Annotated in this window: 26 protein-coding genes; 11 read left to right on the forward strand and 15 right to left on the reverse strand. The window is 71.6% G+C overall.

The features are described 5' to 3' along the window. Positions 1–64: 64 nt before the first annotated feature. The 5 genes from V7Z97_RS13260 to V7Z97_RS13280 all read right to left on the reverse strand — a co-directional run bounded on the left by V7Z97_RS13260 (position 65) and on the right by V7Z97_RS13280 (position 5,170). Positions 65–1,663 (reverse strand): methyl-accepting chemotaxis protein, encoded by a 1,599-nt coding sequence (locus tag V7Z97_RS13260; RefSeq protein ID WP_334163902.1) that lies wholly within the window; start codon positions 1,661–1,663, stop codon positions 65–67. After that, positions 1,644–2,003, reverse strand: a complete 360-nt coding sequence (locus V7Z97_RS13265) for a hypothetical protein (RefSeq protein ID WP_334163903.1) — start codon at positions 2,001–2,003, stop codon at positions 1,644–1,646. The genes V7Z97_RS13260 and V7Z97_RS13265 overlap by 20 nt, the downstream gene beginning before the upstream one ends. Positions 2,004–2,140: 137 nt before the next feature. Then, the gene (locus V7Z97_RS13270; RefSeq protein WP_334163904.1) at positions 2,141–2,737 is read right to left on the reverse strand and encodes a DUF3052 family protein; all 597 of its coding nucleotides are present in this window, start codon (positions 2,735–2,737) and stop codon (positions 2,141–2,143) included. A gap of 3 nt (positions 2,738–2,740) precedes the next feature. Beyond that, positions 2,741–3,883: an acyl-CoA dehydrogenase family protein gene (locus V7Z97_RS13275; RefSeq protein WP_334163905.1), complete on the reverse strand. Its 1,143-nt coding sequence runs from the start codon at positions 3,881–3,883 to the stop codon at positions 2,741–2,743. An 84-nt stretch (positions 3,884–3,967) separates the two neighbouring features. Then, positions 3,968–5,170 carry an acyl-CoA dehydrogenase family protein gene (locus V7Z97_RS13280; protein ID WP_334163906.1) on the reverse strand — a complete coding sequence of 401 codons (1,203 nt, stop codon included), beginning with the start codon at positions 5,168–5,170 and terminating at the stop codon, positions 3,968–3,970. Between the two features lie 192 nt (positions 5,171–5,362). Between V7Z97_RS13280 and V7Z97_RS13285 the strand changes: the two genes are divergently transcribed. Further along, the gene (locus V7Z97_RS13285; protein WP_334163907.1) at positions 5,363–6,106 is read left to right on the forward strand and encodes an endonuclease/exonuclease/phosphatase family protein; all 744 of its coding nucleotides are present in this window, start codon (positions 5,363–5,365) and stop codon (positions 6,104–6,106) included. Here the strand turns inward: V7Z97_RS13285 and V7Z97_RS13290 are convergent. Both V7Z97_RS13290 and V7Z97_RS13295 read right to left on the reverse strand, forming a co-directional pair. After that, the gene (locus V7Z97_RS13290; protein ID WP_334163908.1) at positions 6,081–7,580 is read right to left on the reverse strand and encodes a phospholipase D-like domain-containing protein; all 1,500 of its coding nucleotides are present in this window, start codon (positions 7,578–7,580) and stop codon (positions 6,081–6,083) included. The two genes, V7Z97_RS13285 and V7Z97_RS13290, sit on opposite strands and share 26 nt — an antisense overlap. Before the next feature lie 154 nt (positions 7,581–7,734). Continuing rightward, the gene (locus V7Z97_RS13295; RefSeq protein ID WP_334163909.1) at positions 7,735–8,067 is read right to left on the reverse strand and encodes a hypothetical protein; all 333 of its coding nucleotides are present in this window, start codon (positions 8,065–8,067) and stop codon (positions 7,735–7,737) included. Between the two features lie 178 nt (positions 8,068–8,245). Between V7Z97_RS13295 and V7Z97_RS13300 the strand changes: the two genes are divergently transcribed. The 3 genes from V7Z97_RS13300 (at position 8,246) to V7Z97_RS13310 (ending at position 9,514) form a co-directional block, all read left to right on the forward strand. After that, positions 8,246–8,677, forward strand: a complete 432-nt coding sequence (locus V7Z97_RS13300; protein ID WP_334163910.1) for a PaaI family thioesterase — start codon at positions 8,246–8,248, stop codon at positions 8,675–8,677. Next, positions 8,674–8,892: a DUF1289 domain-containing protein gene (locus tag V7Z97_RS13305; RefSeq protein WP_334163911.1), complete on the forward strand. Its 219-nt coding sequence runs from the start codon at positions 8,674–8,676 to the stop codon at positions 8,890–8,892. The genes V7Z97_RS13300 and V7Z97_RS13305 overlap by 4 nt, the downstream gene beginning before the upstream one ends. 79 nt (positions 8,893–8,971) lie before the next feature. Next, positions 8,972–9,514, forward strand: a complete 543-nt coding sequence (locus V7Z97_RS13310) for a TIGR02281 family clan AA aspartic protease (RefSeq protein ID WP_334163912.1) — start codon at positions 8,972–8,974, stop codon at positions 9,512–9,514. Here V7Z97_RS13310 and dusA read toward each other — a convergent pair. After that, the gene (gene dusA, locus V7Z97_RS13315) at positions 9,458–10,486 is read right to left on the reverse strand and encodes a tRNA dihydrouridine(20/20a) synthase DusA (RefSeq protein WP_334163913.1); all 1,029 of its coding nucleotides are present in this window, start codon (positions 10,484–10,486) and stop codon (positions 9,458–9,460) included. The two genes, V7Z97_RS13310 and dusA, sit on opposite strands and share 57 nt — an antisense overlap. A gap of 231 nt (positions 10,487–10,717) precedes the next feature. Between dusA and V7Z97_RS13320 the strand changes: the two genes are divergently transcribed. The 5 genes from V7Z97_RS13320 (at position 10,718) to V7Z97_RS13340 (ending at position 17,106) form a co-directional block, all read left to right on the forward strand. After that, a complete protein-coding gene (locus V7Z97_RS13320) occupies positions 10,718–12,739 on the forward strand; it encodes a TonB-dependent receptor (RefSeq protein WP_334163914.1) in 2,022 nt (673 codons plus the stop codon). Positions 12,740–12,758: 19 nt separating this feature from the next. After that, on the forward strand, positions 12,759–14,015 hold the full coding sequence (locus V7Z97_RS13325; RefSeq protein ID WP_334163915.1) for a PepSY-associated TM helix domain-containing protein: 1,257 nt from the start codon (positions 12,759–12,761) through the stop codon (positions 14,013–14,015). A gap of 93 nt (positions 14,016–14,108) precedes the next feature. After that, positions 14,109–15,806, forward strand: a complete 1,698-nt coding sequence (locus V7Z97_RS13330; protein ID WP_334163916.1) for a GMC family oxidoreductase — start codon at positions 14,109–14,111, stop codon at positions 15,804–15,806. Further along, positions 15,803–16,417, forward strand: coding sequence for a gluconate 2-dehydrogenase subunit 3 family protein (locus tag V7Z97_RS13335; RefSeq protein WP_334163917.1), 615 nt, complete (start codon positions 15,803–15,805; stop codon positions 16,415–16,417). Before V7Z97_RS13330 ends, V7Z97_RS13335 begins: the two co-directional genes overlap by 4 nt. 8 nt (positions 16,418–16,425) lie before the next feature. Further along, positions 16,426–17,106, forward strand: a complete 681-nt coding sequence (locus V7Z97_RS13340; protein ID WP_334163918.1) for a 3-keto-disaccharide hydrolase — start codon at positions 16,426–16,428, stop codon at positions 17,104–17,106. Between the two features lie 18 nt (positions 17,107–17,124). Here the strand turns inward: V7Z97_RS13340 and V7Z97_RS13345 are convergent, their stop codons facing one another. Continuing rightward, on the reverse strand, positions 17,125–17,454 hold the full coding sequence (locus tag V7Z97_RS13345) for a hypothetical protein (protein WP_334163919.1): 330 nt from the start codon (positions 17,452–17,454) through the stop codon (positions 17,125–17,127). A 105-nt stretch (positions 17,455–17,559) separates the two neighbouring features. Continuing rightward, entirely contained in the window at positions 17,560–18,603 is a 1,044-nt protein-coding gene (gene rsgA / locus V7Z97_RS13350; protein ID WP_334163920.1) for a ribosome small subunit-dependent GTPase A, read from the reverse strand. A 209-nt stretch (positions 18,604–18,812) separates the two neighbouring features. Here rsgA and V7Z97_RS13355 point away from each other — a divergent pair, with 209 nt between their 5' ends. Beyond that, entirely contained in the window at positions 18,813–18,974 is a 162-nt protein-coding gene (locus tag V7Z97_RS13355; protein ID WP_334163921.1) for a hypothetical protein, read from the forward strand. Positions 18,975–18,998: 24 nt separating this feature from the next. On the opposite strand, the gene V7Z97_RS13360 is transcribed toward V7Z97_RS13355, so the two are convergent. Next, the gene (locus V7Z97_RS13360; protein WP_334163922.1) at positions 18,999–19,823 is read right to left on the reverse strand and encodes a thioesterase family protein; all 825 of its coding nucleotides are present in this window, start codon (positions 19,821–19,823) and stop codon (positions 18,999–19,001) included. Between the two features lie 73 nt (positions 19,824–19,896). Between V7Z97_RS13360 and V7Z97_RS13365 the strand changes: the two genes are divergently transcribed. Continuing rightward, the gene (locus tag V7Z97_RS13365) at positions 19,897–20,487 is read left to right on the forward strand and encodes a pyridoxamine 5'-phosphate oxidase family protein (protein WP_334163923.1); all 591 of its coding nucleotides are present in this window, start codon (positions 19,897–19,899) and stop codon (positions 20,485–20,487) included. A gap of 23 nt (positions 20,488–20,510) precedes the next feature. Here the strand turns inward: V7Z97_RS13365 and V7Z97_RS13370 are convergent, their stop codons facing one another. From V7Z97_RS13370 to V7Z97_RS13385, 4 genes are all read right to left on the reverse strand, one after another. Then, positions 20,511–22,025 (reverse strand): S41 family peptidase, encoded by a 1,515-nt coding sequence (locus V7Z97_RS13370; RefSeq protein WP_334163924.1) that lies wholly within the window; start codon positions 22,023–22,025, stop codon positions 20,511–20,513. A 59-nt stretch (positions 22,026–22,084) separates the two neighbouring features. Next, positions 22,085–22,861 carry a 3-keto-disaccharide hydrolase gene (locus V7Z97_RS13375; RefSeq protein WP_334163925.1) on the reverse strand — a complete coding sequence of 259 codons (777 nt, stop codon included), beginning with the start codon at positions 22,859–22,861 and terminating at the stop codon, positions 22,085–22,087. Next, the gene (locus tag V7Z97_RS13380; RefSeq protein ID WP_334163926.1) at positions 22,861–23,427 is read right to left on the reverse strand and encodes a gluconate 2-dehydrogenase subunit 3 family protein; all 567 of its coding nucleotides are present in this window, start codon (positions 23,425–23,427) and stop codon (positions 22,861–22,863) included. Before V7Z97_RS13380 ends, V7Z97_RS13375 begins: the two co-directional genes overlap by 1 nt. After that, on the reverse strand, positions 23,427–23,949 hold a 523-nt coding region (locus V7Z97_RS13385), incomplete at its 5' end, for a GMC family oxidoreductase (RefSeq protein WP_334163927.1). The genes V7Z97_RS13385 and V7Z97_RS13380, both read right to left, overlap by 1 nt.

Raw genomic sequence — 23,949 nt, forward strand, 5'->3', positions numbered from 1 at the left:
CCCGGTTAGGGCGCGCCGGGCGGCCGGGCAACCTCGGCCGCGACGGAAGGAGGCGAGGTCGCGGTCAGGCCGCGGCGCGGACCCGCTCCGCCTCCCGCGCCGCTTCGTCGACCGTGAACCGCGCCACGGCTTGGGAGAGCGCCTGGGCCTCGGCGGCCAGCTTCTCGCTGTCGGCGGTGGAGCGCTGGGCCATGGCGGCGTTCTGCTGGGTGAACTGGTCCATCTGGGCCAGCGCGCTGTTCAACCCGCCCAGGGAGACGGACTGCTCACGCGCGGCGGTGGCGATGGTGGCGATCCGTTCGGCGATGTCGGCGACCTGGCCGGCGATGCCCTCCAGCGCCTCGCCGGTGCGGCCCACCAGTTGCGAGCCCGAGGCCACGTGGCCGGTGGAGTCGGAGATCAGCGCCTTGATCTCGCGCGCGGCATCGGCCGAGCGCTGGGCCAGCGCCCGGACCTCGGAGGCGACCACGGCGAAGCCGCGGCCGGCCTCGCCCGCGCGGGCGGCCTCGACCCCGGCGTTCAGGGCCAGCAGGTTGGTCTGGAAGGCGATCTCGTCGATCACCCCGATGATGGTGCCGATCTGCTGGGAGGAGCGCTCGATCTCTGCCATGGCGGCCACGGCCTCGCGCACGACGACGCTCGACTGTTCGGCCGAACTGCGCGCGGCGGCGGTCAGCGCGTTGGTGTCCTCGGCGCCGGTGGCGGTGCCCTGCACGACGCCCGACAGCTCCTCGAGGGCGGCGGCGGTCTCCTCGAGCGTGGCGGCCTGCTGCTCGGCGCGGTCGGAGATCTGACCGGCGGCGCTGGACACCTCGCCCGCGCCGTGGCGCACGGCGCCGGCGGCGGAGGCGATCTCCCGCACGGCGTCCTGCAGGCTGGCGACGGCCTGGTTGAAATCGGACCGGAGCTGCTCGTACTCGGGCGGGAAGCGTTCGGTGAGCTCGCAGCGCAGGTCGCCGGCGGCCAGGGCGCCCAGCCCCTTCGCCAGGGCTCCCACGACGGCGGCGCGCTCGGCCTCGATCTCGCGGTGCAGCCGCTCGCGCTCCTGGGCGGCGGCGGCCTCGTTCCGGCGGGCCTGCTCGGCCTCGTGCTGGGCGGTTTCCGCCGCGGAGCGGGCCTCGGAGGCCTCGCCCAGGCTGGCCACGGAGGACTCCAGCATCCGCGCGAGGTTGGCCGACGACCACATCAGCACGACGGCCTCGGCGACCAGGATCACGGCGTGGATGACCACCCGGGCGAAGTCCGCGCCGCCGGGGAAGACCAGGGACGGCAGGAGGAAGTTGAGCGCCAGGTGGTGCACGGCGACCAGGGCCGCGCCCGAGGCGATGGCCCGCCAGTCGCAGTAGACGATGATCACCGCCAGGGCCGCGAAATAGGCCATGTGCATGTCGATCTGCCACGGGTGACCGGCGAAGGCGGCGACCAGCAGCGACACCTGGCTCATCAGCGCCATAGGCATGACCAGACGCGCCAGCAGCGCCCCGCCATGACGCCAGGCGATCAGCGTCGAGCCGCCGGCCACCACCAGCGCGCCGGCGGCGAGCTGGAGGGTGGGGCCGCCGATCAGCAGCGAAGCGGCCAGCACGAGCGGCGCGAGCAGCCAGACGGCGGCCAGCATGATGCGGCCGCCCTGGCGGCGCTGTTCAGAGAGCGTCTTGAGCACGGACACGTCCTCCAGGTGCGAGGCAGCCCGCGAGCGGGCCGGGAGCGAAGACGACGAGGGCGCCGGCGTCCTGCAGGGGCCGGCCGACGGGGCCGCCTCCGGACGAGCGCACGATGACGATGGAATGGCCGGCGCCGACGGCGACCACGTCGCCGGCCGAGGCGGCGGCGGTGACGGCCGCGCCCTGCGGCCACCACGGCGGGAAGACGGCCGCGGCCTCCGCGGAGTCGCCCGGGGCGAGCGCGGACACGCCGACGACGACGGTGAGCATGACCGCCGCGCCGACCGCCTTCATGGCGTCGGAGGGGCGAAATCCCCGCTCGGCAGCAATCGATAGCAAGATAATGTTCTCAGGTGCGGCTTTTATTTTGTGATTATTGCCATGCCCCACCTTTCAACTTGGTTATCCTCGGTCGAGGACGTGTTGTTTGACGACAATTATTTGATCAACGCCAACTCACCTGAAGTGGAGGCCGTTCAGGCGGGCCGCCGGCGCACGAAGCGCAGGGCGGTGTGGGTGTCGGAGAAGGAGACCACCTTGTTGTCCACCAGGCCCGCGGCCTTGGCGGCAGCCATGACCTCCACGTCTCGGACCGTGGCGGCCCTGCCCTTGCGCGAGACGACCCAGAGGGCGCCGCGCTCCGCCAGCGCGGGGAGGAGGTCGCCGATCCTCGACAGCTCGTCGGCGCTGTCGGCCGCGTAGAAGAGCAGGTCGAGCCCGGCGAGCTCGGTCACCGGCGCGGCGCCCGCGGCGGCCAGCTCGGCTGTCAGCGCCGCGTCGGCGACGCCGATCGCGGCGGCCCGCATCCCCGGCTTCACGCCGATCTTCTCCATCCGCCCCTTGGGATTGAGGATCGCCTGCACCCAGCTCGCCGCCGCCCGCTCGCCGAGGGTGAAGCGCGCCCCGTCGGCCAGGACGAGGTCGGCGCCATCGGCGCGGACTCCCGCCAGGGCCTCCTCCTCCCAGACCCGCCGACCGGCGCCCCTGAAAACGAGACGGGGCGGCTCCAGCTGGAGCCGCCCCTCATCAGTTCCGTCGGCGAAGGTCGCGGCGACCTGCGCCTCCTTGCCCATGGTTCAGGCGGCCTGCCCGAGGCTGAGGAATTCGTAGCGGGCCAGGTGGTGATCGGTGTTGCCGAAGGCGCTCTCGATCATGGTGGCCCGCTTGAAGTAGTGGCCGATGGCCATCTCGTCGGTCATGCCCATGCCGCCGTGCAGCTGGATGGCGTTCTGGCCGACGAACTTGCAGGCCTTGCCGATCTGCACCTTGGCGGCGGACACCGCCTTGGAGCGCTCGGCGTCGTCGGCGAGCTTGATGGTGGCCATGTAGGTCATCGAGATCGACTGCTCGAGCTGGATGAACATGTCGACCATCCGGTGCTGCAGCACCTGGAAGGACGAGATCGGCTGGCCGAACTGCTTGCGCTGCTTGGTGTACTCCAGCGTGCCCTCGTGCAGCCGGCGCAGCACGCCGCAGGCCTCGGCGCAGGTGGCGGCGATCGCCTCGTCCAGCACCTTCTCGATCAGCGGCAAGCCGGCGCCTTCCTGGCCCAGGATGGCGTCCGCGCCGACGCGGACGTTCTCCAGCGTCACTTCCGACGCGCGGGCCCCGTCGACGGTGGGATAGTCGCGCGTCGAGACGCCGGCGGCGGCCTTCGGCACGATGAAGGCGTTGATCCCCTGGGCGTCGCGCTGGGCGCCGCTCACCCGGGCGGTGACGATCAGGTGGCTGGCCCAGGGGGCGCCGATCACCACGGCCTTCTGGCCGTTCAGCACCCAGCCGTCGCCGTCCTTCTTCGCCGTCGTCGTCAGGTCGGCGATGTTGTAGCGGCCCTGCGGCTCGGCGTAGGCGAAGGCGAAGGTGGCCGTGCCGGCGATGATCTCGCCGATAAGGTCGGCCGCCTGCGGGCTGCCCGAGTGCTTCAGGAAGCCGCCGCCGATCACCACCGTGCCGAGGTATGGCTCGACGACCAGCGCCTTACCCAGCTCCTCCATGACGACCATGTTCTCGATCGGGCCGCCGCCCAGGCCGCCCAGCTCCTCCGAGAACGGCGCGCCCAGAATGCCCAGCTCCTCGGCGAAGGCCTTCCACACCGCCGGGTTCCAGCCCGGCTCCTTGCCGATCACGGCCCGGCGCTGCTCGAAGGTGTAGTTGTCGGCCAGATAGCTCGCGACCGTGTCGCGCAGCATCGACTGTTCTTCGGTGAAGCTGAAATCCATCGGTAGAAACCTACTCCAAGTACCCCCCTCCCGCTTGCGGGGAGGGGTTGGGGGTGGGGGTGTCGGCGCTGAGCCGGGCTGAAATCAGAGCCCCAGCACCATCTTGGCGATGATGTTGCGCTGGATCTCGTTGGAGCCGCCGTAGATCGAGGTCTTGCGGCCGTTGAAGTACTCGCCGGCCAGGCCGCGGGCGTAGTCGGGGCCCGCCTGGAAGTTGTCGCCGAGATCGCGCAGGAACGGCGCGCCGTAATGGCCCACGGCCTCCAGGGCCAGCTCCTGCAGCCGCTGCTGGATCTCGGTGCCCTTGATCTTGAGGATCGAGCTCTCCGGGCCGGGGCCCTTGCCGCTGGACTCCCCGGCCAGGGTGCGGAGCTCGGTGAACTCCAGCGCCGTCAGGTCGATCTCCAGCTCGGCCACCTTGCGGCGGAAGAAGGCGTCGCCGATCAGGCTGCCGCCGGCGTCGGACCGCTCGGTGCCGGCGATCTTGCGGAGCTTCTCGAGGTTGCGCTTGGAGCGCGCCACGCCGGCGATGCCGGAGCGCTCATGGGCGAGCAGCGCCTTGGCGCAGGTCCAGCCCTGGTTCTCGTGGAAGATGCGGTTCTCGACCGGCACCTTCACATTGTCGAGGAAGACGTCGTTGACCTCGTGGCCGCCCTCCAGGGTGATGATCGGGCGCACGGTGACGCCCGGGCTCTTCATGTCGATGAGCAGGAAGGAGATGCCCGACTGCGGCTTGGCGTCCGGATCGGTGCGGACCAGGAAGAAGCCCCAGTCGGCGAACTGGCCGAGCGTGGTCCAGGTCTTCTGGCCGTTGACGATGTAGTACTCCTTGCCGTCGTCCGCGGTGATCCGCTCGGCGCGGGTCTTCAGGCTGGCGAGGTCGGAGCCGGCGCCGGGCTCGGAGTAGCCCTGGCACCACCAGACGTCGCCGTTGTAGATGCCCGGCAGGAACTTCTTCTTCTGCTCCTCGGTGCCGAAGGTGTAGATCACCGGCGCCAGCATGGAGACGCCGAACGGCAGCACCGGCAGGGCGTCCGCCTTGGCCAGCTCCTCGGACCAGATGTACTTCTGGGTCGGCGTCCAGTTGGTGCCACCGTGCTCGGCGGGCCAGGACGGCGCCACCCAGCCCTTCTTCGCCAGCACCTTGTGCCATAGGAGGTACTCCTCCTTGGTCAGCTGGCGGTGCTCGTCCTGCGCCTTGCGCAGCTCGGCCGGATAGTTGTCGCGGATGAAGGCCCGGACCTCTTCGCGGAAGGCGTTTTCTTCAGGCGTGAAGTCGAGGTTCATGGGGGCCACTCCCTGGCAAGCTTTACAGCGTATCGGCAGAAGGCGCGGACCATACGCCGCCGCCCCGTCCTTGCAAAGATGACGCTGACGTCAACGGAAGCGAGAACGAGAGAGGCTCGAACGGGAGCCGCGCGTTCCACGCCGTTCCCCGCCTTGCCAAGGCCACGGAAGCGCGCGACACCTCCGCGCCCCATGCCCCGGATCGTGACGTACAATGTGCACCGCTGCGTCGGGAACGACCGCCGGCTCGACGTGGCCCGGATCGCCGACGTGCTGGCCACCCTCGAGCCGGACATCGTGGCCTTGCAGGAGCTGGACGTCGGCCGGGCGCGCACCAACCATGTCGACCAGGCCCACGAGATCGCCGAGCGGCTGCGCATGGCCAGCCACTTCCATCCGGCGCTGCGGGTGGAGGAGGAGCTCTACGGCGACGCCATCCTGACGGCGTATCCCGAGACCCTGATCCAGACCGGTCCGCTGCCGGGCCATCCGCGCATCGCCCAGCTGGAGCCGCGCGGGGCGCTGTGGATCGAGGTGGAGATCGAGGGCCGCAAGGTGCAGGTGATCAACACCCACCTGGGGCTCGTGCCCAAGGAACAGCAGGTGCAGGCGGGTTTCCTCGCCGGACCCTCCTGGCTGGCTCACCCGCGCTGCACCGGGCCGCGGATCCTGCTGGGCGACTTCAACGCCACGGCGACCTCGATCGTCTACCGCACCCTGAGCGCCAAGCTGGAGCCGGCGCGGCGGCTGGCGCCGCGGCGCTCGCCCACCGCCACCTTCCCCTCGCCCCTGCCCGTGCTCAGGATCGACCACATCTTCGTCAGCCCCGAGGTGGTCGTGGAGGACGTCTTCGTGCCCTTCGACCCGGCCTGGCGCGTGGCCTCCGACCACCTGCCGCTGGTCATGGACTTCAGGATCGCCGCAGGTCCCGGGTGACCGCCTCGGCGTCGGCGGCGCTGGCCGCGTCGGAGATCCGCCGCGCCTCCTGGAACAGCCGCTCCCGCCGGCGGGCAAGACGCCAGGAGTCGGCCGTGTCGGAGGGATCGCCGATGTGGTAGGCGGCGATGAACTCGCCGACCCCCGTCATCATCGGCGGCTCGATCGGGGCCAGCCGGCCCTCACGGTTCAGGGCGTCGATCGCCGGCCCCAGCCCGCCGAACTCCGCCCGCGCCTTGGAGACCGCGTCGCCGGTCATCCCCATGAAGTGGCCCACGAGGCGGTCGCGGAAGGCGGCGATGGTGAGGCGGGCCTCCGGATCGTCCTGCTCGACCGCCAGCTCGCACTCGGTGTCGAAGCCGCCGGAGCGGTTGTTGAGGTTGGCGGAGCCGACCCGGGCGATCCGGTCGTCGAACACGCTGACCTTGGAGTGGACGATGATCACCCCGCCCCCCGGCGTCGTGGGGTAGAAGGCGCGGAAGCGGCCGAACACGTCGGCGGCGCGCAGGCGCCAGATCATCGTCCCGCGCGCCCGGTCCATGGTCATCTGGTCGAACCAGCTGGGCGCCTTGCCGGTGGAGATCAGCACCACCTCGGGGCCGTCCGGCTCGGCCAGCCGCTTGGCCAGCGCCTCGCAGACCAGCGGGGACGTGAAGTACTGGTTCTCGAGGTAGATGACGTCGCGCGCCTCGGCGATGGCGTCCAGGTTCAGCCGGCGGATCTCCTCCACGAGCGGCCGGCCCTTCCAGGCGGGCTCGGTGCGGGCGATGGCGACGTCGACGTCCTTCAGGGCCGGAGGCACATGGTCGGGCCAGGGATCACCGCCCGCGTCCGGCGGCGGCGCCAGCTCCTCCCCGTGCGGCGCGCGGCGCCAGCGCTCCCGGAACAGATCGCCCAGCGCGCTGGCGGCCGCCCCGTCGACCATCATCATCACCTCGTGCCGGGGCGGATGCTGCTCCTGCTTGGGCATGATCCGCCTGGGCTCGACGTCATGGTGGTGGGCCGTGTCCCAGCGGTCCACGCCGATGTCGCCGCCGCCGCAGAACGCCAGCCGGTCGTCGATCACCAGCACCTTCTGGTGGTGGCAGGCGCCGAACGGCACCTGGTCGTCCAGGCGGAACTTCACCGGCGTCTTCTCGAACCACCGGCGCGCCTTGTGCGGGAAGAACTCCTGGCTGGCGCTGATCGGCAGCGCCGACTTCCAGATCAGCAGACGCACGTCGAGCTCGGGCCGGGCGCAGGCCAGCTCCACGAGGATGCGGCCGACCTCGTCGGGGTCATCCGGGCCGTCGTAGCCGTCGGGGAACAGCCGCGTCCGGGGATCGAAACCCCAGCCGAGCAGCAGGATCGAGCGCCGCGCCTTCTGCAGGGCGTCGAACACGGCCGTGAAATAGGCCTCGGTGTCGATCAGGAAGGCGGCGCGGTCCGCCCGCGCGGTCCGCCAGCACGTGTCGCCGGGTCGAAGGACCGTCATCATACTCCCTGCGCCGCACCGCCCCTTGGCGGACTCGAGGCCTCAACAAAGCCTCACGGCCAAGGTGGGTTCCGCCTCCGCCCCGCGCAAGAAAAAGCGCGCCGCCCCGGGGGAAGCGGCGCGCTGGCCTTGCGGCCGAGGGCTCAGAGGTCGATCAGCGGGCGGCGACGTCCTTGGCCGGGCCCATGTAGGCCATGCAGGCGCCGGTGAGCTCGGCGGTGAGGCGCTCGCGGCGGTCGACCCCGCGGGCCTCGCGCTTGGCGCGGTCGTGCTCGCTGTCGGCGCGCTCGAGCACGAAGCTCTGGCGGCCCTTCTTCTGTTCCTTGAGGAAGGCGTCCAGGCCGGCGGTGTCCGTCTGGCCCACGCCCTCGGCGATGCCCTTGCAGCGGCTGGCCTTCATGTACTCCAGGTCGGTGACGCGCTCGGCGGCCGCGGCGGCGCCCGCGGTGAGACCCAGGGCGACAAGAGCGATGGCGGCGACTTTCATTTGGTGTGTCTCCCTCAACAAATCTGCTGAGACGAAACTGATCTCCGGCCCGCGTTACTTCAAATGAATTAGCTGCAATGTTCAGTAGTCCCGGATTAATATTCTGCAATGATACACTGAAGTTACTTCCGACTATAAACATATTGTAATGTTCGCCGTCACAAGGCATGAAACGGTCATGGCCCGATTTGAACTCCGGCTGGACGCCTCCGCCGTCAACGCCCTGATGGCGAAAGCCTTCCCGGACGCGGACCCAGGCGCGACGGGGATGGTGACGGCGCTGTCCCCCGGCCGCGCGACGCTGGTGCGCCCCTTCGCATCCCACATGCTGAGGCCGGGCCAGCTCGTCTCGGGGCCCAGCCTGATGTCCATGGCCGACACCGCCGCCTATGCGGTCATCCTGGGCCACGTCGGCGAGCAGCTGATGGCGGTGACCTCGCAGCTGACCATGAACTTCCTGCGCGGGGCGAGGCCCGGGGACATCACCGCCGAGGCCGAGCTGCTGCACCTGGGCCGGCGCAGCGCCGTCTGCGACGTGCGCCTTTGGACCGAGGCGCCGGACAGGCTCGCCGCGCAGGCCGGCGTCACCTACGCGCTTCCGCTGTCATGAGCCTGCCCGCCGGGCCGCCGAAGGCCATCAAGACCCCGTGCATCAAGGTCTGCGTCGTCGACGGCGAGAGCGGGCTGTGCATGGGCTGCTACCGGCAGCTCAGCGAGGTCGCGGGCTGGGCGAAGCTGACCGACGAGGAGCGCGAGCGGATCATGGCCGAGCTGCCCGCCCGCCGCGGCCGCATCCGCCCCGAGAAGCTGGCCATGTTCCGCTGACCGGCGTCGTTCATTCCTTGCAAACCGCTCTGCCCTAACCTTCGCCGCGCAAGACCGGCCGACCGCGGCCGCGGAACGGATGAGCGAACGGGTGTCCAGCCTCGTCAGGTACGCGTTGGTGGCGCTCGTCGCCTCCGTCTCGGCGTTCGGCGCGGCCGGCATGGTCGTGGCGCTCGCGCCCAAGCCGCCGGAACTGCGCGCCGCGCGCGCCGAGGCCCCCATCGCCATCGCCGTCGCCCCGGAAGCCGCGGCCGGCGAACGGGCCGAGGTCGCCAAGGCCGCCGATGGCCACTACTGGGCCGAGGCCGAGGTGAACGGCGCGCCGGTGCGGTTCCTGGTGGACACCGGGGCGACCGCAGTGGCCCTGACCCCCGCCGACGCCCAGCGCCTGGGCATCCGGATCGATCAGCTCAAGTATGACTACACCGTGGGCACCGCGGCGGGTCAGACCCGCGCCGCCTCGGTCAAGCTGGCCTCGGTGTCGGTGGCCGGCGCGCGGATCGACAACGTCGACGCCCTGGTCATCGAGAAGGGCCTCGACGCCTCGCTGTTGGGCATGACCTACCTAGGCCGCCTCTCCAGCTTCCAGGCCACGCGCCAGGCGCTGTTCCTGCAGCCTTGAGATCTCGGCCAGCGCCCGGTCGATCACCTCCAGGCCGGATCCCGCCTTCACGCTCTCGACGGTGAGAATCCGCCGCCAGGCCCGCGCGCCGGGCACGCCGTGGAACAGCCCCAGCATGTGCCGGGTCATGGCCGCCAGATGGGTCCCCTTCGCCAGCTCCCGGGCCACGTAGGGCATGTAGCGCCCCACGGCCTCGAACGGCGTGACGCTCACGGCTTCACCGAAGATGCGGGCGTCGACCTGCCCCAGAAGGTCCGGCGTGTGATAGGCGGCCCGGCCCAGCATGACGCCGTCCACATGCTCCAGGTGCCGCACCGCCTCGTCGAGTGAGCCGATCCCGCCGTTGATCACGATGGTCAGCTCCGGCCGCTCGGCCTTCAGCCGCCAGACCAGCGGATAGTCGAGCGGCGGCACGTCCCGGTTCTCCTTGGGCGACAGGCCCTTGAGCCAGGCCTTGCGGGCGTGGACCACGAAGTGGCGGACGCCGGCGGCGGCGCAGAGGTCCACCAGGCGAAACAGGCTCTCCTCCGGATCCTGGTCATCGACCCCGATGCGGCACTTGACGGTCACCGGGACCTTCACCGCCGCCCCGATCGCGGCCATGCACTCGGCGACCAGCTCCGGCTCGCGCATCAGGCAGGCGCCGAACCGGCCGGACTGCACCCGGTCCGACGGGCAGCCGACGTTGAGGTTGATCTCGTCGTAGCCCTCCGCCTCGCCGATGCGGGCGGCCGCGGCGAGGTCGGCCGGCTCCGAGCCGCCGAGCTGCAGGGCCACGGGATGCTCCACGGGATCGTAGGCCAGCAGCCGCTCGCGGTCGCCGTGCAGCACCGCGCCGGTGGTCAACATCTCGGTATAGAGCAGCGCCCGCGACGTCAGCGTCCGGTGCAGGACCCGGCAGTGCCGGTCCGTCCAGTCCATCATGGGAGCGACGGACAGTCTGTGGGGCGGGTGTCGCTCGTCTTTGCTCATGAGGCTCGCTGCCGTCCTTCGCCGGCGCGCGGTTCTACGCGATTACATCATGGATTTCGACAGGCCGCCGCGGCGCGCGCCCTAGGAGGAATACTTAGGGGGCGGCCCCGAATTTCGCGAGCGGCGCCGTCCGCGTAATCGGGCCCTCCCTGAAGGTCCGGAACCGCCATGTTGCTTACCCAGTCCCCGCGCAGCGCCGCCCCTGCCCGTCTGTTCTTCCGGGGGACCTCGATGGCGGTCCTCGCCGCGTGCCTCGGCCTGGCGGCCGCCGGGCCCGCCCTGGCCGAGACCGCCGCCGGCGCGCCGCAGGACCCGGACACCGCCTTCGAGGTCGGAGAGGTGGTCGTCACCGCCCAGCGCGACGGCGCCGCCGCGGCGGCCAATGTGGTCACCTCGATCGACCGGCTCTCGCCCGAGGTGATCGAGCGGCAGAACGTCGACAACGCCTGGGAGCTGTTCGGCCGGCTTCCCGGCGTCCTGATCACCGATTTCGACCAGGGCACCAGCTCGGGCCGGTTCTCCATGCGGGCGTTCAACGGCGAGGGCGAGATCAACGCCGTCAAGCTGCTCATCGACGGCGTGCCGTCGAACACCAATGACGGCGCCACCACCTTCCTGGACGCGGTCTTCCCGCTGGAGATCTCCAACCTTGAGACCGTCCGCGGCACCCTCGACCCGCGGGTGGGCCTCTATGCGGTGGCCGGCAGCGCCTCCATCCGCACCCGCGCGCGCGGCGACTATGCGGACCTGCGCGCCGGCGTCGGCTCCTGGGGCGGCCGCGAGGCCCAGGTGGCGGCGGGCCGAGAGGTCGGACGGGTGCAGCACAACTACCTCGCCGGCTGGCGCGCCAGCGACGGATACCGTGAGCACGCCGACCTGGAGCGCGTCGGCCTTGCGGGCAAGTGGAGCTACCTGGCGGGCGACGACCACCGCATCACCCTCCTGGCGCGGTACTATCGGGCCGAGGCCGACGAGCCGGGCTACCTGACCCGCGCCGACGCGCGGACCACGCCCCGCCGCTCCTACGCCTCCTCGGCGACGGACGGGGGCGAGCGGACGCTCTCCCAGGCCGCGATCACCTACGCGGGCGCACCGTTCGAGGACGTCGCCGCCGAGGCGGCGGTCTACGCCAACACCTTTGACGACACCCGCTTCGTGCGCTTTTCGGCGGCGGTCGCGCAGCAGGAGCGCGTGGCGCGCGAGGACCAGTGGGGCGCTCGCGGGTCGGTCCGCTGGAAAGCCCCGGCCGGACGGCTGCATGGCCTCACGCTGGAGGCCGGCGCCGAGGCCCAAGTCCAGGACGTGGTCAGCGCCCGCTACCTGACGGAGCGCCGCACGCGGACGCGGCAGACCCGCGACCAGACCTACGATCTGCGCAACGCCGGCGGCTACGTCCAGGCGGTGATCGAACCCACCGCCGCGCTGAAGCTGATTCCGGGCTATAGGGTCGACTGGATCGACGGCGACTATCACGACCGTCTGGCCGGGGTGCGGGCCCAGGCCTTCGACTACGGCGCCATCGGTCAGCCGAAGCTCAGCGCCATCTGGACGCCGCGCGACCACCTGATGGTCTACGGCAACTGGGGCCGCAGCTTCCAGATCGGCGCCGGCTCCGGAGCCTACCTGATCCCGCCACGCACCGCCGAGCTGGAGCCCTCGCGCAACGACGGCTGGGAGCTGGGAGTGAAGCATGTCTTCGCCGACCGTTGGCAGACCCGTCTCGCCTACTGGGAACAGACGGCGTCCGGCGAGGTGAAACGGCGGCTGAACGATCCGCTGGGGGATTCGGAGAACCTCGGCCGCACGAAGCGCCGCGGCTTCGACGTCCAGGCCGCGTTCGACCTCACGCGTGACCTGCACGTGTGGGGCGCCCTCACCCTCCAGGAGGCGGTGGTCCAAATCCCGGACCCGGCCCTGCCCGCTGCGCGGGGGAAGATGATCGATCACGTCCCGACGCGGCTGGCCGCCGGCGGCGTCGACTGGCGGGCGAGCGAAAAGCTCAGCTTGTCGGGCTCGGTGAGCGCCCAGAGCGACTACTACCTCGAGGCAACCAACACCACGGGCCGGTTCGGGGGATTCGTGCTGCTGGGCGCGGAAGCCACCTACCGGCTGTCGAAGGCGATCGACCTGCAACTCCAGGTCAAGAACGTCACCGATGCCGGACATGAATACGTCTGGTGGGACGGGACCCAGTCGCTGCACTCGCCCGGCGCGCCCCGCTCGTTCCACGCCGCGCTCCTGGCGCGGTTCTGATCGGGCAGGACAGGACGCCATGAAGCCGCCGCGGGGCTCCTCCGCCAGCCTGAGGGGACGGCTGCGCCGATGGGCGGGGCTCGCCCACCTGTGGCTCGGTCTGAGCGTGGGCCTAGTGTTCGGGGTGGCCGGGATCACGGGCACCCTGCTGGTCTTCTATGTGGAAGCCGACGCCGCGACGCACCAGGCGGTGCGCGCCGTCGCGCCGGTCCGGGGGCCCGTCGTCTACGAGCCGGTGCTGCGCGCGCTGCAGGCGCACGCGCCGCAGCGCCCGGGAGCCTGGCGCCTGGAGGTGACAGATGAGGGGGGCGCCATCCCGGTCCGCTACTACGCCCCGGCGGAAACCCAGGGCCGCGGCTTTGCGCCCCTGATGCTGTGGGTCGACCCGGCGCGGGGGACGGTGGTGCGCGAGGCCTTCTGGGGCGAGTACCTCGGCACCTGGATCTACGATCTGCACTACGCCCTCCTGATGGGCGACGCCGGCAAGAAGGTGATGGCGGTGACCGGCGGGCTGGTGCTGGTGCTTCTCCTCGGCGGCGCGTGGCTCTGGTGGCCGGCGCGCGGGAAGTTGCGCTCAGCCCTCACGCTCAAGCCGGCGGCGACACCCCAGAGGCGCGTCTACGACCTGCACAAGGTAGCCGGGATATATGGCCTGCTGCCGCTCCTGGTGCTGATCGCCAGCGGGGTCGTGCTCGGCGCGCCGGAGTGGTTCCGGCCGGTCCTGGGGCCTCTCTACGAACAGCCCGAGCTCGCCTCGGCCGCCTCGGCGGAAGCGCCGCGGATTCCGGTGGACCACGCGGTGGCCCGGGCGCAGGCGATGTTCCCGCAGGCGCGCCTGGCCTGGATCGAGACCCCCGCCGGCCCCGATGGGGTCTACCGGATCAACCTGCAGCAGCCCGGCGAGCCGAGCCGCCGCTTCCCGCGCACCAATGTCTGGCTCGACCAGTATTCGGGACAGGTGCTGGCGGTGCGCGACCCGCGCCGAGAGGGCGCCGGCGACGTCCTGCTGAACTGGATGCACGCCATCCACAGCGGCGAGGCCGGGGGACTGGCGGGGCGACTGCTGGTGTTCGTGTCAGGACTCGGGGCCGCCAGCCTGCTGGTGACGGGGCTCATCCGCTTCGGCCACAAGCGGCGGGCCCGCGCCCTCGCCGGGCGGCGGGAGACGCCGATTGGCGTGAGGCCTTCGGCCGAGGCTGTCGCGCGTCGACGTCAGGAGACCTGCGGCGACGCAGGTTACCCGTCATGGCCGAGGAACTCGCGCGGCCTCAACTGAGACCCCGCCCGCGCAAAGCCTGCTCACCGGCTTGGCCATTTCCTCCGGCGGCGCCAAGGTGCGGTGGCGGCCGGCGGAGGGGGATGCGGGCGGATGGCAGAGCCCTATGACGTGATCGTCGTCGGCTCCGGCGCGGGCGGCGGCATGAGCGCCTACCATTTGACCCGCTCCGGCCTGAAGGTGCTGATGCTGGAGGCCGGGCGGGACTACGACCCGGTCGCCGAGACCCCGATGTACAACATCCCGGCCGAGGCGCCGCTGCGCGGGACCTCGACCCCGGACAAGCCGTTCGGCTTCTACGACGCGACGGTGGACGGCGGGTGGGAGGTGCCGAACGAGCCCTACACCGTGGCCGAGGGTTCGGAGCCCTTCATCTGGTGGCGCCCCCGGATGCTCGGGGGGCGGACCAACCACTGGGGGCGTATCTCGCTCAGGTTCGGCCCCCTGGACTTCAAGCCGAAGAGCCGCGACGGCCTGGGCCACGACTGGCCGATCACCTACGACGACCTGGCCCCCTGGTACGACCGCACCGAGAAGCTGATCGGGGTGACCGGCGCCGGCCCGCCCCGCAACCTGATCAACACGCCTGACTCGCCGCCGGGATGCCTGCTGGCCGCCCCGCCGCCCCGGGCCTTCGAGCTGTTCTACGCCCGCGGCTTCGAGGCCATGGGCATACCGGTCGTCCCCATGCACGGGGCGGTGGTCACCGAGCCCATGGAGGGGCGCAACACCTGCGTCTTCGCCACCGCCTGCGGCCGCGGCTGCGCGATCGGGGCCAACTTCCAGTCGACGACCGTGCTGCTGCCGCCGGCCATGGCCACCGGCAACCTGACCATCGTCACCAACGCCCTGGTCTACCAGGTCGACCTCGACAGGGCCGGCAAGGCGAGCGGCGTCAGCTATGTCGACCGGGTGAGCGGCGAGCACCGCTCGGCCAAGGCGCGGGCCGTGGTGCTGGCGGCGGGCTCGGGGGAGACCGCGCGGATCCTGCTGAATTCGAAAAGCCCGAGGTTCCCCGACGGGCTGTGCAACGACCACGGCATGGTCGGCCGCTACCTGATGGACTCGGTGGGGCTGGGCGTCACCGGACAGTTCCCGGCCCTGGAGGGCCTGCCGCCGACCAACGACGACGGCATGAGCGTCTCCCACACCTATGTGCCCTGGTGGGGCTACGACCGGCACCAGGAGCTGGGCTTCCCGCGCGGCTACCACGTGGAGATCGGCGGCGGGCGGGGCATGCCTTCCATGGGCACGGCCAGGCTGCTGCCGGAGGACGACGTGAGCGTCGGCGACGAGCTCCGCGCCAGGCTGCGCCGGCGCTACGGCAGCGTCATCAGCTTCAACGGCCGCGGCGAGATGATCCCCAACGACGACTGCTACTGCGAGCTGGACCCGACGGTGAAGGACCGCTGGGGCATCCCCGTGCTGCGCTTCCACTGGAAGTGGGGCGAGGCCGAGACGAAGCAGGCGGCGCACATGGTGCAGACGTTCCTGGAGGTGATCGACCGGCTGGGCGGCCAGCCGCTCGGCAGGGTGGAGACCGACGGCCGCAAGGCGATCTCCAAGGGCGGCGAGATGATCCACGAGGTGGGCACGGTGCGGATGGGGGCCTCGGAGCAGGACTCCGTGGTCAATGCCCACGGCCAGGCCTGGTCGGTCCCCAACCTCTTCGTCACCGACGGGGCGGTGCTGGTCTCGAGCCCGGACAAGAACCCGACGCTGTCGATCCTGGCGCTGGCCTGGCGCTCCAGCGACCACCTGGCGACGCTGGCGAAGCAGGGGGCGATATGAGCGACGGTTACGTCTCGAAGGTGGACCGGCGCACGGCGCTGGCCTGGATCGGGGCCGCAGGGGCGGCCGTGGCGGGCGGCGTGGGCCTGGCCGTCTACGGCGCCGGCGACCGGACCGAGGCGCGGGGTTACGGCACGGACCCGAACCTCGTGAAGCCCGACGCGGCCCCCTGGCTGCGGCTGCTGACCCGCGACGAGCTGCAGGCGACCTCGATCCTCGCCGACTTCATCCTGCCGGCCAGCGCCACGGCCCCGGCGGCGAGCGCGCTCGGCATCCCCGACTTCATCGACGAGTGGGTGAGCGCCCCCTACCCCGACCAGGTGAAGGACCGGGTGGTGATCCGCAACGGCCTGCAGCGGGCGATGCCGGCGCTGCTGGCGGGCGGCGCGCGGCGGGCCGAGGCGCTCGCCGCCCTGCCCCGCGCCGCGGACGAGGCGTCGCGAACCTTCTTCCGGCGGTTCCGGGCCCTGACGGTGGGCGCCTACTACACCACCGAGGCGGGCTTCAGGGACATCGGCTACATCGGCAACCAGGCGCGCGCGTCGGATCCCGGCCCCTCGGCCGAGGTCAGGGCCGTGCTCGAAGAGCGCCTCCGCGCGCTCGGTCTATAGGAGGACCCATGAAGGCTCTGCTGCTCGGCCTGGCGCTGGCCGCCTGCGCCCTGGGGGCCCAGGCCCAGGAGAACACCCTCACTGCCGCGGAACGGGCGGCGGGCTGGAAGCTGCTGTTCGACGGCCGCACGACGGAGGGCTGGCGCGGCTTCAAGGCGCCGGCGCCCGATCCGGGCTGGACGGTGAAGGACGGGACGCTCGGGCCGGACCCGAAGACCTCGAAGGACATCATCACCCGGGAGACGTTCGGCGACTTCGAGCTCGCCTTCGACTGGAAGATCAGTCCCAAGGGCAATTCCGGGGTGATGTTCCGCGTCGTCGAGGAGGGCGACCAGACCTACTTCAGCGGACCCGAGTACCAGGTGCTGGACAACAGCCGCGGCGAGCCGCCGCTGGAGCGGGCCGGCGCCCTCTACGGCCTCTATCCCCCGAGCCGGGACGTCACCCGCCCGGTGGGCGAGTTCAACCAGAGCCGCATCGTGCTACGCGGCGGCAAGGGCGAGCACTGGTTGAACGGGGTGAAGGTGGTCGAGTACGACCTGGACTCGCCTGAGTTCAAGGCCAAGGTGGCCGGGACCAAGTTCAAGGCCTGGCCGCAGTTCGCCCGGTCCCGCAGCGGCCACATCGCCCTGCAGAACCACGGCGACCACGTCGCCTACCGCAACATCAAGATCCGGCCGCTGGACTAGCTCCGGTACCAGGGTCGCCTACTGCGGGGCAGGCTCCACCGTGGCGTTCTCGCGGAACTCGTCGGCGTTGATGAAGGCCGCGCCGGCTTCGTCGAGAACCCACATGCCGATGAACGACGGATCCATCGGGTCGGGCTCCTCGTCGATCAGGTCGCCGTCATAGAGGGCGACATTGCTGTAGTCGAAGTCCAGCGACAGCTGCTCGGCCAGGCCGAGCATCTCCTCGGCCATCCGGCGGGCGTAGCCCACGGCCTCGCTGTCGTTGGCGAAGTCATCGGCGAGCGTGTTGACCTCGGCCGCCTCGCTGCCTTGCGTCGCGCTGGTGGTGACGATGGTGAATGCGGGCATGGTCGCCTCTCGTGCTTGGGAGACCCCACCTAGCCCTTCCCGGGCCGAAGTGCGCGACATTCTGCGAGACCGTCGTTCTCGCGGGGTCCGGCCTCGGGGCAGGCCTCAGTCGTGGCGGCCGCCACGATGGTCCCGCTTCGTGGCGCGGTAGGTCTTCTGGAGCGCGGCGAGCCGGCGGCGCTCGGCCTCCCGGGCGGCCCGCTCCGCCTTCTCCTCGGCGGCCGCCAGTTCGACCCCCAGCTTTCGGAAGTTCGCCCACCGGCCGGGGTCGAGCTCGCCGCTGTCCAGCGCCGCCCGGACCGCGCAGCCCGGCTCCCCTTCATGGGTGCAGTCGTTGAACCGGCAGTGCAGGGCCAGACGCTCGATGTCGTCGAACACCTCGCCCACGCCCTCCTCGGCGTCGATCAGCCCCACCTCGCGCATGCCGGGCGTGTCGAGGATCAGGGCGCCGCCGGGGAGCAGGACCAGCTCGCGGTGGCTGGTGGTGTGGCGGCCCTGGTGGTCTGACTCGCGGATCTCATCGACCGCCATGCGCGCCCGTCCGAGAAAGGCGTTGACCAGGGTCGACTTGCCGACCCCGGACGAGCCGATCAGCACGCAGGTCTCCCCCGGCTGCACCTGGGCCAGCAGGGCGTCGAGCCCGCGGCCCTCCCGGGCCGAGACCACGAGCACGGGGCAGCCGGACGCCAGGGCGGCGACCTCGGCGGCCTCGGCTTCCGGGTCGGCGCTGAGGTCCGACTTGGTCAGAACCACGACCGGACGGGCTCCGCTCTGCCAGGCGGCGGCGAGATACCGCTCGATCCGCCGGTGGTTCAGGTCGGCGTTCAGCGACGTCACGACAAAGGCCACGTCGATGTTGGCGGCGACGACCTGCACCTTTCGCGCGCTGTCGGCGGCCCTTCGCGTGAAGACCGTGCGACGCGGCAGAACGGCATGGATCGTGGAGACGCCCGCCAGGTCCGGCGTCAGGGCGACCCAGTCGCCGACGGCCGGGTATCCCCCCTCCTCGGCGTCCTGAAGCAGGCGGCCAGCCGCCTTGGCCCGCAGCTCTCCGACGTCGGTGACGACCAGGTAGCCGTCGCGGTGCTGGACGACGACGCGCCCAGGCGTGTGTCCGGCGCGCGCGTGGGGCGCAAAGTCCAGGGCCAAGGCCTCGGACCATCCATATCGGTCGATCACATCAGGGCATCCGGATCATCGCGCCCTCGATCGCCGGGGGGCTCGGGCCCCTTCTATGAGCCCAACCGCCAGCCGCGGCCATCGCCGATGCGGGCGGCCGCGGCCCGGCCGGCTTCGGGAACGCTGCAGCTTGTTGGGCGCTTTGACAGGGACCGCGGCAGGGCCGCTGAAGGAATACCATGTCAATTCTCATCTTCGCCATCATCGTCCTGGTCGTCGCCGCCCTGATCGCCTGGGCCGTCCAGAAGCTGCCGCTGCCCTCGCCTTTCGGCCAGATCATCCAGGCCCTGATCCTGATCGTCGCGGCGGTCGTCATCGCCCAGCGCGCGGGCCTGTTCTAGAGCGCCGCGCAGCGTCGCGGGACGTCACTCCGGCGCGCCGCGCGGGATCTCGCGGTACCAGACCAGCTGCTCGCTGGTCGCCAGCAGCTTGCCGTCGCGCCGCCAGTAGCTGGAGCGCTCGTCCGAGGCGCCGCCGCCGCCCACCCGGCCTTCGTACTCGACCAGCAGATAGTCGCGCCCCGCCGCGCCCACCTCTTCGGCGGTGGCGTGCAGGTAGACGGTCAGCGACAGGGTCGTGGTCATCACCGTATGGCCGAAGGCGTAGAACGCCCGCGGCGGCGAATTGTCGGTCAGCATGCCGAGGAGGGCCTTGTCCCACGGCCCGAGCCTCGGCCGCACCCAGGCCGTCGAGTAGGAGCTGGCCGCCGGGCGGATCGGGAAGCTCTCGGCGGTGCGCCGCTCGAAGGCCTGGGCGCCGAAATGCCGGGCTCCGCCCGGGCTCATCGGCGAAGGCAGGCTTTCAGGATCCGGCGCGTCCGGCATCTTCGCGAAGGCGAAGGGCGGCGTCGCCGGCCGCTTCGCCATGGTGACGATCGCCTGGACGCTCACCTGGTCGGCGCCGGCCGGGCGCAGGTCCACCTCCCAGACGCCGATCGATCCGCCCTGGCGCAGCCGGCGGGTCCTGATCTCGATCTCCCCGGCCACGAGCGCCGCCACATAGGTCAGGGTGATCGAAAGCGGCTCGCCCGTCGCCTCGGGCTCGGCCGCCATCACACGCAGGCACAGGCCGATGGGATAGCCACCCCACAGGGGCCCGTTGGGATTGCGCCACTCCAAGCCGGCGTGGGTCGTCCAGCGGCCTGGTCCGGCGGCGGTCAGGGGAAAAAGGTCGGCTTCGGTCACACTCATGCCGCGCGTCTAGCGCGGCGACGCAGGGTCAGGAAAGCTCGACGCGACGGCGCCGCCAAGGCAGGCTCGGCGAATGGACGACAGCTTCTATCACGAGGCTCAGCGCGGGCTGCAGGACAGCTTCGGCAGCCGCCCCCTCGCCGACCGCCTGGACCAGCGCACCCGCCACGACCTCTTCACGGGCGAGGACGCGGCCTTCATCGCCGCCCAGAGCTTCTTCTTCCTGGCCACCGCCGACGGCCAGGGCCGCCCCGACGGGTCGTTCAAGGGCGGCCCGCCCGGCTTCGCCCGGGTCGTCGCCCCCGACCGCCTGGTGTTCCCCGACTACGACGGCAACGGCATGTTCCGCAGCCTGGGCAACATCCGGGCGAACCCGCACGTGGGCCTGCTGTTCGTGGCCATGGGCGCCCGGCCCTGGCGCATCCGCGTCAACGGCGTGGCGCGGGTCTTCGAGGACCACCCCGACCTCGCCGCCACGCCCGGCGCCCAGTTGATCGTCGAGGTCACGCCCACCGACGTCTTCCCCAACTGCGGCCGCTACATCCCGACCGCGGAGACCCTGTCGCCCTCGCCGCACGCGCCGGAAGCCGGCCGGCCGCCTCTCGAGCCCGAGTGGAAGGCCCATCCGCTGTTCCGCGACGTGCTGCCGGAACGACGGCGGTAAGGCGGGAGACGCCCCGCGCGCCGTCAGCGCCGGCCGCGGATGTGCGCCAGGGCGGTGTCGAGCGTAACGTCGGCGGCGACGCCGATGGGCTCTCGCGGCAGCGGGACCTGGGGGATCACGCCGCGGACGGCGCGGTCGCCGCTGGGCCGGACGAAGTAGCTCTTCGGGTAGGCGACGCTGTAGCCGCTATTGGGCAGGGTGAAGTGCACGGTGGACGCGTGGCTGGTGGGCACGTCGGCCGTCTCCTCGCCGAGCACCACGCCGAAGCCGTAGTCCTGGATCAAGGCGGCGACGGAGGCTGAGTTGGAGTAGCTGTGCCGGTTGACCAGCACCCAGACGCGGCCCTCGAACCGGGGGCCCTTCCGCGGCTCGACCATCGGGATCTCGAAGGGATAGCGGACGCCGTCCGGCTGGCGCGCCTCCGCCGCCATCAGTCGGGCCAGCATCCCGTCGACGGGGGCCGCCTCGGCGCGGCGGCGGTACCAGGCCTTGGTGGGCGCGCTGGCCCTAAGGGTGAAGCTTGAGGCGAACCGGAAGGGTCGGTCGGCGAACCAGGCGACCATGGCGTCGCTGAAACTGTTGTCTCCGCCGGGATTGTTGCGGAGGTCGATGAGCAGATCGGACGCGCCGGCGGCGAGGATGGCCTCGAACGCGCCGTCGAGGAAGGTCCGGTACTCGCTATCCTCGTAGGACGGCTCGGGCCCGGCCGCGGGGGCGCCGATGTTCATGAAGGGGCCGGGCCGGAGGTAGGCGACGCCGGCCGACAGCAGCCTGACCTCGCGCGAGGCGAAGTCAGTTCCGAGGCGCGGCGTAGGGTGGCGCAGGCCGATCTCGCGTAGCCCGGCGCGGGTCACGGCCGGGATACGCGCCTCGAAGGACCGGCCGTCCGCGCCGCGGAAGGTGGCGTCCACCCCCTCGCGCTCGCCGAGTTCGAGCCAGAGCAGGGCGGGGAAGCTCTCCTCCATCTGCGCGTGGACCATGTAGGGGCGCTCGGCGGAGACCAGGCCTCCGAGCCTCTCCAACCAGTCCGAGACGGGCCGTCCCTCGAGGGCGAGCAGTTCCGCGCCGGGGCCGACCCGACCGGCCAGGTCGGCGGTGCGCGTGACAAGCACCCGGTCCCCGTCCACGCGGATGAAGATCGGCAGCAGGGTCCCGTCGCGGCCCAGGTGGCCGACGAACTCCTGCAGCGGAGCCTCCGTCCGGGCGTGGCCCACCCGGCCGAGCGCCAGCAACCGCTGGAACAGCGCCGCCGCCTCCCGACGCGGGACAGGGGCCCTGACGGCGGCGAGCGCGCGCTCGAACGCCGCGTCGTAATCCGTCCGGCTGCGATAGACGAAGAGATCGTAGTGGCCGGCCGCGAGGGTCTCGTAGAGGTGGCGAAGGTCCTCGCGCACCGCCTCGGCCGGCAGCGCCGGGACCGGCGGGGCCTGGACGCCGGGCGCGGCGGGCTGCCACGCAGCGGGGGCGACGGCGGCGCCGGCGAGCCCGAAGGCGAGGACGAGCGCGGCGGCCGTCTTGAGAATTCTCGATGCGGGCACACCCGCGGTTAGCCCGCGCCGGCCCCGCATGGCAACCGCGCGGCCTCCCAGGCCCTGCCCTACTCCGCCAGCTCCATCAGCTCGATGTTGCGGAACTCGACCGGATGACCCTCGCCCTGGAGGGAGATGTAGCCGCGCGCGAGCGGCGTCCCGGCGGTGGCGGGATCGGCGGGCGCGGCGCCGAACTCGGCGTTCTCAGAGGGCGCGAGGCGCAGGTCGCCGTATTCCATGACCGTCTCGCCCTCGACGATGTGGCGCACGAGGCGGGCGCCATGCACTTCGACCTCGAAGCGGACCCATTGGCTTTCCGGATAGGTCTTCGAGCTGGAGTTGCGGCAGTGCTCTGCCATCGGGACGCCGGCGATGGTGACCGTCACGCCGGGCGTGCAGACGTTGCCGGTGGGGCGGGTCTGGCCCGGGGCGCCGGCCAGGAGCTGGGCCTCCACCGACACCGGGAAGCGCTGGTGGAGCTGCATGTCCCCGGGCGCCTGGCCGTGCAGCATGACGCCGGAGTTGCGCACCGCCCAGACGGGCGCGCCGGGCACGCCGGGGCCGATGATCCGGTACTCGAAGCGCAGGCGATAGGACGAAAGCGGCGTCTCGTAGATCAGGTGGGCGAACTCGTCGGAGAAGCGCTCGTAGCCGGCGTAGCTGACCACCAGCACCCCGTCCTTCACCCGGAAGGTGTCGCGCCAGTTGTCGCCCGCCGGGCGGTGGTTGACCTTCGGGACCCAGCCCGAGAGGTCGCGGCCGTTGAAGATCGGCTTCCACTCCGCGGCCGACGCCGCGGCGGGAGCGAGCGCCAGCAGGAGGGCGAGGGGGGCTGCGCGGCGCATCAGGCGGTCGCCCAGCCGCGGCCGATGTCCTTCAGCGGCACGCAGCCGCGGTAGTCGCCGGGGACCGGGTCGTACCGCAGGGCCTTCGTGGCGCCGGGCTCGGAGGTGAAGTAGCCGACCGTGGTCATTTCCCGCAGCGACAGGAACCAGTGCGGCTGGAGATGTTTCGCCGCCGCCTGCCCCTCCGCCTCCGCCTCGCGCAGGAGGGCGTCCTGGCGGGCGGCCGGGAGGGCGGCGAAGGGCGCCCCGGCCCTGGCGCGGGCCTCGGCATCGAGGCGGACGAGGCCCGCGCGCAGGCGCTCGGCCTCCGGGGGCTCGAACCACTCGGCAAGCTGGCGGTCGATGAACTGCGGCACGCCGGCAGCGATGGCGCCGGGGGTGTCGGTGGCCGGCACGATCCGCTCGCAGGCGGCGGCGAGCGTGCGGGCCTGGTCCTGGGTCAGCGCCTTCGGCGTCCAGGCGAGCACCCCGGTCGTTTGGCCGGCGACGACCACGGGCACGGCCCAGAGGGAGGCCAGGCCGCCCAGGCCGATGAGCGCGGCGCGGCGGTGGAGCATCGGGACCATCACAGGTCTCCCTTGCGGCCGGCCTCCGCCGCGAAGGCCGCAGCCCGCGCGGTGAGCGCCATGTAGGTGAGCGAGGGGTTCACGCAGGACGCCGAGGTCATGGCCGCCCCGTCGGTGACGAAGACGTTGGGGCACTCGTGGATCTGGTTGTGGGCGTTGAGCACCGAGGTCTTCGGGTCGCGCCCCATGCGGGCGGTGCCCATCTCGTGGATGCCGAGGCCCGGCGCGTAGGTCCCGTCGTAGGGGGTCACCTTGCGGAAGCCGGAGGCCTCCAGCATCTCCGCGGCGGCGGCGGCCATGTCCTTGCGCATGGCCTTCTCGTTCTCGCGGATGGAGACGTCGAAGGTGATGGTCGGCAGGCCGTGCTTGTCCTTCACCGCCGGGTTCAGGGTCATGCGGTTGTCGGCATAGGGCAGAATCTCGCCGAAGCCGCCCAGGCGCACGCCCCAGGGACCCGGCTGGGTCAGCGCCTGCTTGCGCTCGGCCCCGAAGCCGCCCGGCTCGCGCTCCCAGGTCCCCCGC

Origin of the sequence: Phenylobacterium sp. (assembly GCF_036821595.1) — a bacterium.
GTDB lineage: Bacteria > Pseudomonadota > Alphaproteobacteria > Caulobacterales > Caulobacteraceae > Phenylobacterium.